Origin of the sequence: Ramlibacter sp., from assembly GCF_035554825.1 — a bacterium.
Lineage (GTDB): Bacteria > Pseudomonadota > Gammaproteobacteria > Burkholderiales > Burkholderiaceae_C > Ramlibacter.
Genome location: NZ_DATMHS010000141.1, coordinates 1 through 13,856, shown reverse-complemented (window position 1 = coordinate 13,856; position 13,856 = coordinate 1). Strand labels below are relative to the sequence as shown.

The window sequence follows — 13,856 nt, the reverse complement described above, 5'->3', positions numbered from 1 at the left end:
CACGACCAGCTATCCGACCATGCTGATGCTGGCGCTGCTGTGCGGCTTCGGCGGCGGCAACTTCAGCTCCAGCATGGCCAACATCAGCTTCTTCTTCCCGAAGGAGCGCAAGGGTTCGGCGCTGGGCGTCAACGCCGGCCTCGGCAACGTGGGCGTCTCGGTCGTCCAGTTCCTCAGCCCGCTGGTGGTCACCGCCGGCGTCTTCGGCATCATCGGCGGCGCGCCGCAGACGATCGTCAGGGACGGCCAGCCCGTGCAGGTCTGGACCCAGAACGCGGCCTTCATCTGGGTGCCCTGGATCGTCCTCGCGTCGATCGCGGCGTGGATCGGCATGAACGACATCGCCGATGCCAAGGCCTCGTTCGCCACCCAGGCGACGATCTTCCGGCGCAAGCACAACTGGCTGATGTGCTGGCTGTATCTGGGAACCTTCGGCTCCTTCATCGGCTACGCGGCCGGCTTCCCGCTCCTGATCAAGAGCCAGTTCCCGGGCGTGAACCCGCTCGCCTACGCCTGGATGGGCCCGTTCGTCGGCGCCGTGGTCCGCCCGTTCGGCGGCTGGCTCTCGGACAAGCTGGGCGGCGCCCGGGTGACCTTCTGGAACTTCATCGTGATGGCACTGGCCGTGGCCGGTGTCCTGTTCTTCCTGCCGAGCGGCCCGTCCGGCGGCAGCTTCACCGGATTCTTCCTCATGTTCCTGGTGCTGTTCCTGACCACCGGCATCGGCAACGGCTCCACCTTCCGCATGATCCCCGTGATCTTCCTGAACCAGGCGCTGGCGCGCGTCGACCAAGCCCAGCCCGAAGCGAAGGCGCGGGCGATCAGGGAGGGCAATACCGAAGGCGCGGCGACGCTGGGCTTCGCGGCGGCCATCGGCGCGTACGGCGGCTTCTTCATTCCGAAGAGCTACGGCACCTCCATCACCATGACCGGCGGCCCCGAAGCCGCGCTGTACGTGTTCATCGCCTTCTACCTCGTCTGCATCGCGCTCACCTGGTGGTACTACGCGCGCCGGAACGCGCCGATGCCGTGCTGACGAGCCGGAAGCTCGAACCTGCGGAGGACAGCGCATGAGCCACTTCCTGGACCGCCTGACCTACTTCTCCCGGCCGCGCGAAACCTTCGCCGGCGGCCACGGGCGCGTGACCAACGAGGACCGCACCTGGGAAGACGCCTATCGCAACCGCTGGGCCGCCGACAAGATCGTGCGCAGCACCCACGGTGTCAACTGCACCGGCTCCTGTTCCTGGAAGATCTACGTCAAGGGCGGCATCGTGACCTGGGAAATCCAGCAGGTCGACTACCCGCGCACGCGCTGGGACATGCCCAACCACGAGCCGCGCGGCTGCGCCCGCGGCGCCAGCTACAGCTGGTACCTGTACAGCGCCAACCGCCTGAAGTACCCCATGGTGCGCGGGCGACTGCTCAAGGCCTGGCGCCAGGCGCGCCAGACCATGCGGCCGGTGGAGGCCTGGGCCTCGATCGTCGGCGACGAGGCGACGCGGCGCGATTACCAGCAGGTGCGCGGACTCGGCGGCTTCGTGCGTTCGACCTGGAACGAAGTGAACGAGATCGTCGTCGCCGCCAACATCCACACCATCGAGCGCCACGGACCGGACCGGATCATCGGCTTCTCGCCGATTCCGGCCATGTCGATGGTGAGCTATGCGGCCGGCACGCGCTACCTGTCGCTGATCGGCGGCGTCTGCATGAGCTTCTACGACTGGTATTGCGACCTGCCGCCGTCCAGCCCGCAGGTCTGGGGCGAGCAGACCGACGTGCCGGAGTCGGCCGACTGGTACCACGCCGGCTACATCATCGCCTGGGGCTCCAACGTGCCGCAGACGCGCACCCCGGACGCGCATTTCTTCACCGAGGTCCGCTACAAGGGCACCACCACGGTCGCCATCACGCCGGACTATTCCGAAGTCGCCAAGCTGTGCGACATCTGGGTGCATCCGAAGCAGGGCACGGATGCGGCCGTCGCCATGGCCATGGGCCACGTGATCCTCAAGGAGTTCTATTTTCCCCAGGACGGCCAGCGCAGCGCCTACTTCGACGACTACGTGCGTCGCTACACCGACCTGCCGATGCTGGTGCTGCTCAAGGAGCACACGCTGGCCAACGGCGACGTCGTGGCGGTGCCCGACCGCTACGCGCGCGCGTCGGATTTCGCCGACCACCTGGGCCAGGAGAACAACCCGGCCTGGAAGACCGTGGCGCTCGACGACGACGGCGAGGTGGTCGTCCCGCAGGGCGCCATCGGCTTTCGCTGGGGCCCCGACGGCCGCGCCGACCAGGGCCGCTGGAACCTGGAGGACAAGGAGGCGCGCACGGGCGCCACGGTGCGGCTGCAACTGTCGCTGCTGGAAGGGCGCAAGCCCGGGCGCGATAGCGCGCGCGTGGCCTTCCCCTATTTCGGCGGCGTCGACCACGAGCATTTCCCCGCCAACAAGCAGCCGGCCGACGTGCTGCTGCGCGTCGTCCCCGTGAAACGGCTCGCGCTGCGCGACGGCAAGGCACTGGTGGCCACGGTGTTCGACCTGCTGGTGGCCAACTACGGCGTGCCGCGCGGCCTGGACGGCGAACAGGCGGCGCGGTCGTTCGACGACGACCTGCCCTACACCCCCGCCTGGCAGGAACGGATCACCGGCGTGCCGCGCGCGCAGGTGATCGCGGTGGCGCGGCAGTTCGCCCGCAACGCACACGAGACCCAGGGGCGCTCGATGGTGATCATCGGCGCCGCCATGAACCACTGGTACCACAGCGACATGAACTACCGCGGCGTCATCAACATGCTGATGATGTGCGGCTGCATCGGCCGCAGCGGCGGCGGCTGGGCCCATTACGTCGGCCAGGAAAAGCTGCGGCCGCAGACCGGCTGGACGCCGCTGGCGTTCGCACTCGATTGGATCCGGCCGCCGCGGCAGATGAACTCCACCTCGTTCTTCTACGCCCACACCGACCAGTGGCGCTACGAGAAGCTGGGGGTGGACGAAATCCTCTCGCCGCTGGCCGACCGCGCCGCGTTCGGCGGCAGCATGATCGACTACAACGTGCGGGCCGAGCGCATGGGCTGGCTGCCGTCGGCGCCGCAGCTGCAGACCAATCCGCTGCAGGTGGTGCGCGACGCGCAGGCCGCCGGCACCGACCCGAAGGAATATGCCGCCGCGGCGCTGAAGAACGGTTCGCTCAAGCTCAGCTGCGGCGACCCCGACCATCCGGCCAACTGGCCGCGCAACATGTTCGTGTGGCGCTCGAACATTCTTGGCTCCTCCGGCAAGGGCCACGAGTACTTCCTCAGGCACCTGCTGGGCACGGGCAACGGCGTCCAGGGCAAGGACCTCGGCGCCGACGGCGCCAAGCCGCGCGAGGTCGCCTGGCACGACGCGGCGCCGCAAGGCAAGCTCGACCTGCTGGTGACGCTGGACTTCCGCATGAGCACGACCTGCCTGTACTCGGACATCGTGCTGCCCACGGCCACCTGGTACGAGAAGAACGACCTCAACACCACCGACATGCATCCCTTCATCCACCCGCTGGGCGCGGCGGTGGACCCGGCCTGGCAGTCGCGCAGCGACTGGGACATCTACAAGGGCTTCGCGCAGAAGTTCAGCGAGCTGTGCCCGGGGCATCTGGGCCTGGAGCGCGACCTGGTGCTGACGCCGCTCGCGCACGACTCGCCCGCCGAGCTGGGCCAGCCGTTCGGGGTGGCCGACTGGGGACGCGGCGAATGCGACCTGGTCCCCGGCAGGACCGCGCCGCAGATGACGGTGGTCGAGCGCGACTATCCCAACACCTACCAGCGCTACACGGCCCTGGGCCCGCTGATGGCCAGGCTGGGCAACGGCGGCAAGGGCATCGGCTGGAACACGCAGGAGGAGGTCGCGCAGCTGGGGCAGTTGAACGGCGTGGTGGCCGAGCCGGGAGTCAGCCGGGGAATGCCCAGCATCCGCAGCGACATCGACGCCTGCGAGGTGATCCTGCAGCTGGCGCCCGAGACCAACGGCCACGTCGCGGTGAAGGCCTGGGAGGCGCTGTCGAAGGCGACCGGCCGCGAGCACGCGCACCTGGCGCTGCACCGCCAGGACGAGAAGATCCGCTTCCGCGACATCCAGGCGCAACCGCGCAAGATCATCTCGTCGCCGACCTGGAGCGGCCTGGAAAGCGAGAAGGTCTCCTACAACGCCGGCTACACCAACGTCCACGAGCTGATCCCGTGGCGCACCCTCACCGGCCGCCAGCACTTCTACCTCGACCACCCCTGGATGCTGGCCTTCGGCGAGGGCCTGAGCAGCTACCGCCCGCCGGTCGATCTCAAGGCCACGGCGGCCATCGCGGGCGCGAAGCCGAACGGCCATCCCGAGATCGTGCTGAACTTCATCACGCCGCACCAGAAGTGGGGCATCCACTCCACCTACACCGACAACCTGATCATGCTCACGCTCAGCCGCGGCGGCCCGTGCGTGTGGATCAGCGAGGAGGATGCGCGCCGGGCGGAAATCGAGGACAACGACTGGATCGAGCTGTTCAACGTCAACGGCGCCCTCACCGCCCGCGCGGTGGTCAGCCAGCGCGTGCGGCCCGGCATGGTGATGATGTACCACGCGCAGGAGAAGATCGTGAACACGCCGGGCTCGGAAATGAACGGCGTGCGCGGCGGCATCCACAACTCGGTCACCCGCGTGGTGCTCAAGCCGACGCACATGATCGGCGGCTACGCGCAGTTCAGCTACGGCTTCAACTACTACGGCACGATCGGCACCAACCGCGACGAGTTCGTGGTGGTGCGCAAGATGGCCAAGGTGGACTGGCTCGACACCCCGGTCGCGGAGCAGTTGATCAAGCCAACGCTCGATCAGGGAGAAACGGCATGACCCCCACGCTCGCATTCGTTCGCTGGCCCCTGGGGAGGCGTGCCTCCCTGGAGGCGGCTTCCCGGGGCAATACGGCCCCCCACGTTCACATTCGTTCTCTGCCCCCCCGCGGGGGGTGTGCCTCCCTTGAGGCGGCTCGGCGGGAGGCAGCATGAAAATCCGCGCGCAGATCGCCATGGTGCTGAACCTGGACAAGTGCATCGGCTGCCACACCTGTTCGGTCACCTGCAAGAACGTATGGACCAGCCGGCCGGGCATGGAGTACGTCTGGTTCAACAACGTCGAGAGCAAGCCCGGGATCGGCTATCCGAAGGAATGGGAGAACCAGGACCGCTGGAACGGCGGCTGGGTGCGGCACGCCGACGGCTCCATCCATCCGCGCCAGGGCACGCGCTGGGGGCTGCTGATGCGCATCTTCGCCAACCCCAACCTGCCCGAGATCGACGACTTCTACGAGCCCTTCACCTACGACTACGCGCACCTGCAGTCCGCGCCCGAGATGCAGGCCTCGCCCACGGCCCGCCCGCGCAGCCTGATCGACGGCCGGCAGATGGACAAGATCGTCTGGGGCCCGAACTGGGAGGAGATCCTGGGCGGCGAGTTCGCCAAGCGCAGCCGCGACCGCAACTTCGACGACATCCAGAAGGAGATGTACGCCAAGTACGAGCACACCTTCATGATGTACCTGCCGCGCCTGTGCGAGCACTGCCTGAATCCCTCCTGCGTGGCCTCCTGTCCGTCCGGCTCGATCTACAAGCGCGAGGAAGACGGCATCGTGCTGGTCGACCAGGACAAGTGCCGGGGCTGGCGCATGTGCGTCTCGGGCTGCCCGTACAAGAAGACCTACTACAACTGGAAGAGCGGCAAGGCCGAGAAATGCATCTTCTGCTACCCGCGCATCGAGGCCGGCCAGCCCACGGTCTGCTCCGAAAGCTGCGTCGGCCGCATCCGCTACCTGGGCGTGCTGCTGTACGACGCCGACCGGATCCGCGAGGCGGCCAGCCTCCAAGACGAGCGCGCCCTGTACCAGGCGCAACTGGACCTCTTCCTGGACCCGCACGATCCCAAGGTCGCCGCGCAGGCGCACCTGGACGGCGTGCCCGACCAATGGCTGGAAGCCGCCCGCGCCAGCCCGGTCTACAGGATGGCCGTGCAATGGAAGGTGGCGCTGCCGCTGCATCCCGAGTACCGCACGCTGCCGATGGTCTGGTACGTGCCGCCGCTGTCGCCGATCAGCGAGGCCGTGGACGCCGGGCAGCTGCACGCCGGCGGCCAGATCCCGGACGTGGGCCAGCTGCGCATCCCGGTGAAATACCTGGCCAACATGCTGGCCGCCGGCGACAGCGGCCCGGTGATCCGCGCGCTGGAACGCCTGCTGGCCATGCGCGCCTTCCACCGCGGCAAGCACCTGCACCAGCGTGCCGACACGGACCTGCTGGAGCAGGTGGGGCTCACGCAGGCGCAGGCCGATGACATGTACCGGGTCATGGCGATCGCCAATTACGAGGATCGCTTCGTCATCCCGACGGTGCACCGCGAATACGCCGAAAACGCCTTCAACGTGCGCGGGGGCGCCGGGTTCAGCTTCAGCAACGGATCGTCGGAGGGCGTCTCCGGCGCCAGCCTGTTCGGCGCCGAGAAGAAGCGCACGATCCCGATCAAGGCGGAGATCTGACATGACGGCCACCGCGACGACTACGCTGCACGGGTTCCTGTTCCAGGTCTACCCCTACGTCTGCTTTGCCGTGTTCCTGATCGGCAGCCTGATCCGCTTCGACCAGAACCAGTACAGCTGGAAGAGCGACTCCTCGCAGCTGCTGCGCGCGCGGCTGCTGCGCTGGGGCAGCAACCTGTTCCACCTCGGCATCCTGTTCCTGTTCTTCGGGCACCTGGTGGGGCTGTTCACGCCGCACAGCGTCTACGGCGTGTTCCTGAGCGCGGCCGCCAAGCAGGTCCTGGCCGTGACCGCCGGCGGCATCGCCGGCGCCGTCACCTTCGTCGGCCTCACCATGCTGCTGTACCGGCGCCTGGCCGATCACCGCATCCGCCACACCAGCCATCCCAGCGACATCGCCGTGCTGGCGGTGCTCTGGCTCCAGCTGGTGCTGGGCCTCGCCACGCTGCCGCAGTCGCTGCGCCACGCCGACGGCAGCGTGATGCTGGTGCTGGCCGACTGGGCGCAGCGCATCGTGACGCTGCGGCCGGTGGACGCCACCGCCCTGGCCGCGCTGCACTGGTCGTTCCAGGTCCACGTGGTGCTGGGCCTGACGATCTTCCTGCTGCTGCCCTTCAGCCGGCTGGTGCACGTCTGGAGCGGCTTCGCCGCGGCGCTCTTCCTGTTCCGGCCCTACCAGGTGGTGCGCTCGCGACGGCTGGACGTGCCGCCGGGACATGACCTGCCCGGCCAGCCGAGCGCCGTGCCGCCGCTCAATGTCGCGAGCGCCCTGGACCGGGGACCCTGACCGGCCCCGGCTGCGAATCGATGGTGGCGCAGCGGCCCGGTGCGCGGCCTTCCGCGCCGCGGCCGGCGATTCAGCCGTGCGCCCGGCGCGAATCGGCCGGCGCCTGTTCGCGCTGGTCCATGCCGTAGTCGCGCACCACGGCGGCGATGCGCAGCCGGTAGTCGCGGAAGATGCCGCCGCGGCCGGCGGCCTGCGCGGCGCGGTGCGCCTCGAGGTTGCGCCACGCGGCCAGGCACGCCTCGTCGCGCCAGAAGGACAGCGACAGCACCTTGTCGGGTTCGGTCAGGCTCTGGAAGCGCTCGATCGAGAGGAAACCCTCCATCTGCAGCAGCTGCGCCTTGAGCTCGGCGGCCCAGTCGAAATAGCGGGCGCGCTGCGCCGGCTCCGGCCAGACTTCGAAGATGACGGCCAGCATGGGCGCTCCTTTCAGGTGGCTTGCACCGGCTCGCAGCGCACCTCGGTGGTCACGGAATTGGCGATGAAGCACTCCTCGTGCGCCCGGTGGTGCAGCTGCCGCAGTTGCTCGGGTGTCGGCCGGCGGTCGCCGGAAAAGGCGGCCTGCGGCCGCAAGGTCACCTGCGTCATGGCCATCTTGCCGGCCGCGTTGCGCGCCAGCACGCCTTGCGCCTCGTCGCTGTAGCGATCGACGGTGTAGCCCTGCCGGGCGGCCAGGGCCAGGAACCACAGCATGTGGCAGCTGGCCAGCGACGCGACGAACGCCTCCTCCGGATCGACGCCCGCGGGGTCGGACAGGGGGCCGGGCACGACGTGCGGCGAGGCCGAGGCCAGCACGTCCGCCCCGCCGTCGAAGCGCAGGCGGTGCCGCCGGCTGTAGCGGTTGGCTGTGAAGTCCGCGCCGTCGCGCTCCCAGAGCACATGCGCCGTGTAAGGGGCCATGGAATCCTCGACTGCAAAAGAAGCGGAGTGTCGCCCGCCGGCGCCGCCCGTGTCGAGCACCGACCCTGCCGCTCAGGGGGCCGGCGGCAGCGCCCGCTCGATCAGCCGGCGCAGCACGGCGAGCACCAGTTCGGGCTCGCTGCGCTGCGGGAAGTGGCCGCTGCGCGCCGCGATCACGTGTTCGCCGTCCGGCGAGAGCCGGGCCAGCGCCTCCTGGCGGGCCTGCCTGGCCTGCGCCGCGTCGGGCGGCAGCAGTGATTTCGGCGGCTCCATGGCGCCGCTGATGACCGCCACCGGCACGCGCGGAAACGGGCCGGCCGTCCTGACCTGCTGCACGGTCTCGGGCGCGGCCTCGAGCTCGGCCCGCAGGTTGGCCTCGAACTGCTCGGGCGGCTCGGCCAACACCTTCGCCAACCCGCGGCTGAGCTGCGAGGCATCCTGCTGCAGCACCTCGTCGTCGCGCGGGTGGGTGGCCTCGATCAGCAGCAACGCGGCGACTTCATCCGGATGCAGCCGCGCGAACAGGTTCGCGTGCAGCCCGCCCAGCGAGTGGCCGACCAGCACGTACGGCGGCCGCAGGCCGGCCTGCGCCATCAGCTCGCGCACCGAGGCGACGATCAACTCGCCATCCTGCAGCGGCGGCGGCTCGTCGCTGCCCTGCAGGCCGAAGCGGTTCCAGGCGAAAACGCGGCCGATCGATTCGATCTCCGGGTAGAGCGCCTGCCAGCCGTCGAGCGTGACCCCGGCGCCGTTGAACAGGACGATGGTCGCCGGCCCGTGGCCCGAGAGCGTGTATTCGAGCCAGCCGGCGCGCGTCTCCAGCTTCTGCCGCGGCGGCATGGGGTCCGGCGTCGCGGCGGCGGCATCGGGCAGGCGCGGCGGAGCGGCGGCACTCGCCGTCGGCAGCGACAGGTCGAGCGAGGCGCCCGGATCCTCCTCGCCGGCGACCGACGCCGCCAGGTCCGGCGGCGGGCCGATCGGCGCGGCGGGCGACGGCCCGGGCGGTCGGCCGGCCATCAGGCCGACCCCGCCGCCCGGGCCGAGCGCCGGCACTGCGGCCGGCGGCCGGCCCGATCGAAGAGGTTGCTGGTCATGCGGATCCTTGGCTGCGGATCCATTGCACCGCAGCCGTCCGGGCCGAGGGGCCGATCGGCTGCAACAAACCTGGGATTGCGTAACCGGCCGCCGGCGCCCGCAGGAACCCCGGGGGCGGCGGGCCGGCCGTCAGCGCCCGCGCCAGACCGGCGGCCGCTTCTGCGTGAAGGCAGCGACGCCCTCGTGGAAGTCCGCGCTGTCGTAGGTGCGCAGGATCAGGTCGTGCACGTCGGGCAGGTTCAGGGTCAACAGCCGCCGCAGCGCCTCCTTGCTGACCTCCTGGGTCACCGGGGCGAGCGTCGCCAGGCGCTGGCACAGGCTGTCGGCGGCGTTGTCGACCGCTTCGGGCGCGACCACTTCGGCCAGGTAGCCGCAGGCCAGCGCTTCCTCCGCCCGCAGGATCTCGGCGCCGATCAGCATCCGCTGCACCCGCGGCCGGCCGAACGCGGCCACCAGGTGCGCGATGTTGGAGCCGGACAGGCAGTTGCCCAGCGTCTTGGCGATCGGCACCCCCAGCCGCGCCGTGGTGCTGCCGATGCGGATGTCGCAGGCGGTGGCGATCGCCAGGCCGCCGCCCACGCACCAGCCCTCGATCACGGCCACCGTCGGCAGCGGCAGCGCCTGCAGGCGCGCCATGCCGGCGTCGATGCCGCGCTCGTACTCCACGCCCCGGGCGCCGTCGAAGGACTTGAACTGCTCGATGTCGGTGCCGGCGACGAACGCTTCGCCGCCGGCGCCGCGCAGGCACGCCACGCGCACGCCGGGCTCGTTGGGCAGCCGCTCGCAGATCGCCGCCAGTTCCTGGTACATGCTCCAGGTCATGGCGTTGCGGGCGGCCGGCCGGTCGAACACGATCGACGCGACCGGGCCGTCGATGGCGAGCCGCACGGTCCCGCTCACGCGTCGGCCTTCACGTTGGCGTCCTTCACCACCTTGGCCCATTTGCGCGCCTCGACCTGGATGAACTTGGCGAACTTCTCGGGCGAGCCGCCGCCGTCCTCGGCGCCGTACTGCTCGAACTTCTCCATGACGTCGGGCATCTGCAGCACCTTGTTCATGTCCTCGTTCATGCGCTTGGCCATGGCGGCCGGCATCTTGGCCGGACCCGAGATGCCGTACCAGGTGGTCGCCTCGAACCCGGGGAAGCCGGATTCGGCCATCGTGGGCACGTTCGGATGGCCCTTGGCGCGCTTCTCCCGGGTCTGGGCGATCGCGTGGGCCTTGCCGCTCTTCACATGCGGCGTGGCCGCCGTCATGGTGTCGAAGCTGTACTGGATCTGGCCGCCGATCAGGTCGGTGAGCATCGGGCCCGAGCCCTTGTACGGCACGTGGATGGCGCTGACGCCGGCCTGCAGCTTGAACATCTCCAGCGCCAGGTGCTGCGCCGAGCCGGTGCCGGCGGAGCCGAAGCTCACCTTGCCCGGGTTCTTCTTGCACAGCTCCACCAGGTCCTTCACCGTCTTGGCCGGCTGCTGCTCGTTGCAGATCAGCAGGTTGGGCGTGACGCCGACCAGCATCACCGGCTGGAAGTCGCGCTCGGCGTCGTAGTTCAGCTTCATCAGCGCCGGGGCGATGGCGTGGCTGTTGATGTGGGCCATCATCAGCGTGGTGCCGTCGCCGGCCGCCTTCGAGGTGAGATCGGCCGCGATGGTGCCGGAGGCGCCGGCGCGGTTCTCGACGATCACCTGGGTGTTCCACATCGGCGCCAGCTTCTGCGCCATCACCCGCGCCAGGATGTCGGTGCCGCCGCCGGGGGCGAAGCCGACGACGATGCGGATCGGGCCGGCGGGCAGCGACTGCGCGCGCAGCAAGGGTGCCGCGACGGACGAGGCGGTCGCGATGACGAAGGAACGGCGTTTCATGGTATGTCTCCTGTTGTGTGAATCTCGACTCCACCAGCGCGCCGGCGCAGCGGCGCGCGACCTCAGCGTCCGGCGGCCGGCCCCTGGCCGGGATGCGCGCCGAAAAAGTCCATCGCGGCCTGCACGCCCGATCCCGCGAGCGGCACGCCGGCCAGCTTCAGACCCATCTCGCAGCCGGCCAGCGTGGCCATCAGCGTGAGGTCGTTGCAGTCGCCCAGGTGCCCGATCCGGAACATCCGGCCCTTGACCTTGCCCAGGCCGGTGCCCAGCGAACAGTCGAAGCGCTGGTAGATCAGCTGGCGCACGGCGTCGGCGTCGACGCCGTCGGGCATCATGACGCCGGTCAGCACCGGCGAGTAGACGGCGGGGTCGGCGCACTGGATGTCCAGGCCCCATGCCCGCACCGCCGCGCGCACGCCCTCGCCCCAGCGCTGGTGGCGCGCGAACACCGCCGGCAGGCCGCCGTGCTCGGGCGCCAGCAGCATGTCGCAGGCCTCGGCCAGCCCGTACAGCAGGTTGGTGTTGGGCGTGTAGGGCCAGTAGCCGCCCTTGTTCATCTCGACGATCTCGTCCCAGGCCCAGAACGACTTGGGCAGCTTCGACGCGCGGCTGGCCTCGAGCGCCTTGGGCGAGAGCGCGTTGAAGCTGATGCCGGGCGGCAGCATCAGCCCCTTCTGCGAGCCGCTGATCGTGACGTCGACGCCCCACTCGTCGTGGCGGTAGTCGGCGCAGGCCAGTCCGGAGATGCTGTCGACCATCAGCAGCGCCGGGTGGCCGGCCGCGTCGATGGCGCGGCGCACCGCCAGGATGTCGCTGGTGGCGCCGGTGGAGGTCTCGTTGTGGACCACGCACACGGCCTTGATCGAATGCTGCCGGTCGGCGCGCAGGCGCTCCTCGATCAGGTCGGCCTGCACGCCGCGGCGCCAGCTCGCCGCCTCCGGCAGCCGGGGGTCGGCGCCGCGCCAGGCGAGGAACTCGGCCTCCAGTCCCAGCCGCGTGGCCATCTTCTTCCACAGGCTGGCGAAATGGCCGGTCTCGTACATCAGCACGTGGTCGCCCGGGCTCATGGTGTTGGCCAGCGCCGCTTCCCAGGCGCCGGTGCCCGAGGCCGGATAGATCACCACCGGATGCCGGGTCTGGAAGACCTGCGCGATGCCCTGGAGCACCCGCCGCCCCAGGACGCCGAACTCGGGGCCGCGGTGGTCGATCGTCGGCAGGCTCATGGCCCGCAGGATGCGGTCGGGGACGGGCGACGGCCCGGGGATCTGCAGGAAATGGCGGCCGGTGGGATGGAAATCGAGCGTCAGCATGGCGTGGCTTTCAGAGAAGCGCCCATTTTTTGCATACAAAATTCGGTTGTCAAGCGGAGTACCTCCTGGGGATCTCCGCAGCAGTGCAACGTTTTTGCATACAATCGAATCCATGAGTGCCGACGTGATTTCCATCCCGCGGGCCGCCCTGCACGAGCAGGTGGCCATGCGTCTGCGCCAGATGCTGGTGGAAGGCCGCATCGCGCCGGGCGCCAAGCTGAACGAGCGCGAACTGTCGGAAGTGCTGGAGGTCTCGCGCACGCCCTTGCGCGAGGCGATCAAGATGCTGGCCGCCGAAGGCCTGGTGGAACTGCTGCCCAACCGCGGCGCCGTGGCCCTGTCGCTCACCGAGCAGGACGTCGCCAACACCTTCGAGGTGATGGCCGGCCTGGAAGCCCTGTCGGGGGAACTGGCGGCGCGCCGGATCACCGCCGCCGAACTGGCCGAAGTCCGGGCCATGCACTTCGAGATGCTGGCCGCCTACACCCGCGGCGACCTCTCGGCCTATTACCGCATCAACGCGCAGATCCACCGCGCCATCAACGCCGCGGCCAAGAACCCGGTGCTGACCGCCACCTACAACCAGGTGAATGCCCGGCTGCAGGCGCTGCGCTTCCGGTCCAACCAGGACGGCGAAAAGTGGAAGCGCGCCGTCAAGGAGCACGAGCAGATGATCGACGCCCTGGCCGCCGGGGACGCCGCCGCGATGCGCGGCGTTCTCCTCACCCACCTGGAAAACAAGCGCGACGTGGTGCTGGAACAGCTGCGCCGGGAAGCGGCGGCACGGGCGGCGGGAGCGCGGCGATGAACGCCCCGCTGCCGGTGAAGGTGGCGCGCGAAAGCGCGGCCGGCGCCTACGACACGGTCGCCCGCGCCGGCAACGAGGTCGCCGGCAAGCTGGCGCAGCGACTGGCCAGGGAGACCCGCGGCGACGTGCTGTTCTCGCTCGCCGACCGCGGCCGCTACGCCACCGATGCCTCGATCTACCAGGCGATGCCGGTCGGCGTGTTCGTGCCGCGCTCGAGCGACGACGTGAAACTGGCGCTGGACATCTGCCGCGACCTGCAGGTGCCCATCGTGCCGCGCGGCGGCGGCACCAGCCAGTGCGGCCAGACCGTCGGCGCCGGCCTGGTGATCGACCATTCGCGCCACGTGCGCAACGTGCTTCAGTTCGACGCCGCCGGCCGCACGGTGGAGGTCGAGCCCGGCATCGTGCTGGACCACCTGAACCAGTCGCTCAAGCAATCGGGCCTGTGGTACCCGGTCGACGTGTCGACCAGCGCGCAGGCCACGCTCGGCGGCATGGCCGGCAACAACTCGTGCGGCAGCCGCAGCATCGCGTACGGCAACATG

General features: G+C 69.7%; 12 protein-coding genes. 6 read left to right on the top strand and 6 right to left on the bottom strand.

The annotated features are described in order from the left end of the window. From VNT59_RS18040 to narI, 4 genes are all read left to right on the top strand, one after another. A partial coding sequence (locus tag VNT59_RS18040) for an MFS transporter (RefSeq protein WP_325500668.1) occupies positions 1 to 1,036 on the top strand: 1,036 nt, incomplete at its 5' end. A gap of 34 nt (positions 1,037 to 1,070) precedes the next feature. Continuing rightward, complete coding sequence (locus VNT59_RS18035) at positions 1,071 to 4,877, top strand: nitrate reductase subunit alpha (protein WP_325500666.1); 3,807 nt, start codon at positions 1,071 to 1,073, stop codon at positions 4,875 to 4,877. Between the two features lie 151 nt (positions 4,878 to 5,028). Beyond that, positions 5,029 to 6,552 (top strand): nitrate reductase subunit beta, encoded by a 1,524-nt coding sequence (gene narH / locus VNT59_RS18030; RefSeq protein WP_325500664.1) that lies wholly within the window; start codon positions 5,029 to 5,031, stop codon positions 6,550 to 6,552. A 1-nt stretch (position 6,553) separates the two neighbouring features. After that, positions 6,554 to 7,339, top strand: a complete 786-nt coding sequence (gene narI / locus VNT59_RS18025; protein WP_325500662.1) for a respiratory nitrate reductase subunit gamma — start codon at positions 6,554 to 6,556, stop codon at positions 7,337 to 7,339. A 70-nt stretch (positions 7,340 to 7,409) separates the two neighbouring features. On the opposite strand, the gene VNT59_RS18020 is transcribed toward narI, so the two are convergent. From VNT59_RS18020 to VNT59_RS17995, 6 genes are all read right to left on the bottom strand, one after another. Then, positions 7,410 to 7,754: an antibiotic biosynthesis monooxygenase gene (locus VNT59_RS18020; RefSeq protein ID WP_325500659.1), complete on the bottom strand. Its 345-nt coding sequence runs from the start codon at positions 7,752 to 7,754 to the stop codon at positions 7,410 to 7,412. Positions 7,755 to 7,765: 11 nt separating this feature from the next. Next, a complete protein-coding gene (locus VNT59_RS18015) occupies positions 7,766 to 8,236 on the bottom strand; it encodes an OsmC family protein (RefSeq protein ID WP_325500657.1) in 471 nt (156 codons plus the stop codon). A gap of 72 nt (positions 8,237 to 8,308) precedes the next feature. Then, positions 8,309 to 9,253: an alpha/beta hydrolase gene (locus VNT59_RS18010; protein ID WP_325500655.1), complete on the bottom strand. Its 945-nt coding sequence runs from the start codon at positions 9,251 to 9,253 to the stop codon at positions 8,309 to 8,311. Positions 9,254 to 9,460: 207 nt separating this feature from the next. Continuing rightward, on the bottom strand, positions 9,461 to 10,273 hold the full coding sequence (locus VNT59_RS18005) for an enoyl-CoA hydratase/isomerase family protein (protein WP_414708414.1): 813 nt from the start codon (positions 10,271 to 10,273) through the stop codon (positions 9,461 to 9,463). Next, a complete protein-coding gene (locus VNT59_RS18000) occupies positions 10,228 to 11,193 on the bottom strand; it encodes a tripartite tricarboxylate transporter substrate binding protein (RefSeq protein ID WP_325500651.1) in 966 nt (321 codons plus the stop codon). Before VNT59_RS18000 ends, VNT59_RS18005 begins: the two co-directional genes overlap by 46 nt. Before the next feature lie 62 nt (positions 11,194 to 11,255). Then, a complete protein-coding gene (locus VNT59_RS17995) occupies positions 11,256 to 12,503 on the bottom strand; it encodes a pyridoxal-phosphate-dependent aminotransferase family protein (protein ID WP_325500649.1) in 1,248 nt (415 codons plus the stop codon). A gap of 112 nt (positions 12,504 to 12,615) precedes the next feature. On the opposite strand from VNT59_RS17995, the gene VNT59_RS17990 reads away from it, so the two are divergent. Then, positions 12,616 to 13,311: a GntR family transcriptional regulator gene (locus tag VNT59_RS17990; protein WP_325500647.1), complete on the top strand. Its 696-nt coding sequence runs from the start codon at positions 12,616 to 12,618 to the stop codon at positions 13,309 to 13,311. Continuing rightward, positions 13,308 to 13,856, top strand: a 549-nt coding sequence (locus tag VNT59_RS17985; protein ID WP_325500645.1) for an FAD-binding oxidoreductase, incomplete at its 3' end; no start/stop codon positions are given. The genes VNT59_RS17990 and VNT59_RS17985, both read left to right, overlap by 4 nt.

Bases quoted from the DNA above. Each gene is read 5' to 3' on its own strand.
- VNT59_RS18035 (WP_325500666.1), top strand. From the start codon at position 1,071: ATGAGCCACTTCCTGGACCGCCTGACCTACTTCTCCCGGCCGCGCGAA.
- VNT59_RS18015 (WP_325500657.1), bottom strand. From the start codon at position 8,236: ATGGCCCCTTACACGGCGCATGTGCTCTGGGAGCGCGACGGCGCGGAC.
- VNT59_RS17995 (WP_325500649.1), bottom strand. From the start codon at position 12,503: ATGCTGACGCTCGATTTCCATCCCACCGGCCGCCATTTCCTGCAGATC.
- VNT59_RS18020 (WP_325500659.1), bottom strand. From the start codon at position 7,754: ATGCTGGCCGTCATCTTCGAAGTCTGGCCGGAGCCGGCGCAGCGCGCC.
- narH (WP_325500664.1), top strand. From the start codon at position 5,029: ATGAAAATCCGCGCGCAGATCGCCATGGTGCTGAACCTGGACAAGTGC.
- VNT59_RS18000 (WP_325500651.1), bottom strand. From the start codon at position 11,193: ATGAAACGCCGTTCCTTCGTCATCGCGACCGCCTCGTCCGTCGCGGCA.
- VNT59_RS17990 (WP_325500647.1), top strand. From the start codon at position 12,616: ATGAGTGCCGACGTGATTTCCATCCCGCGGGCCGCCCTGCACGAGCAG.
- VNT59_RS18005 (WP_414708414.1), bottom strand. From the start codon at position 10,273: ATGGGCCAAGGTGGTGAAGGACGCCAACGTGAAGGCCGACGCGTGAGC.
- narI (WP_325500662.1), top strand. From the start codon at position 6,554: ATGACGGCCACCGCGACGACTACGCTGCACGGGTTCCTGTTCCAGGTC.
- VNT59_RS18010 (WP_325500655.1), bottom strand. From the start codon at position 9,253: ATGGCCGGCCGACCGCCCGGGCCGTCGCCCGCCGCGCCGATCGGCCCG.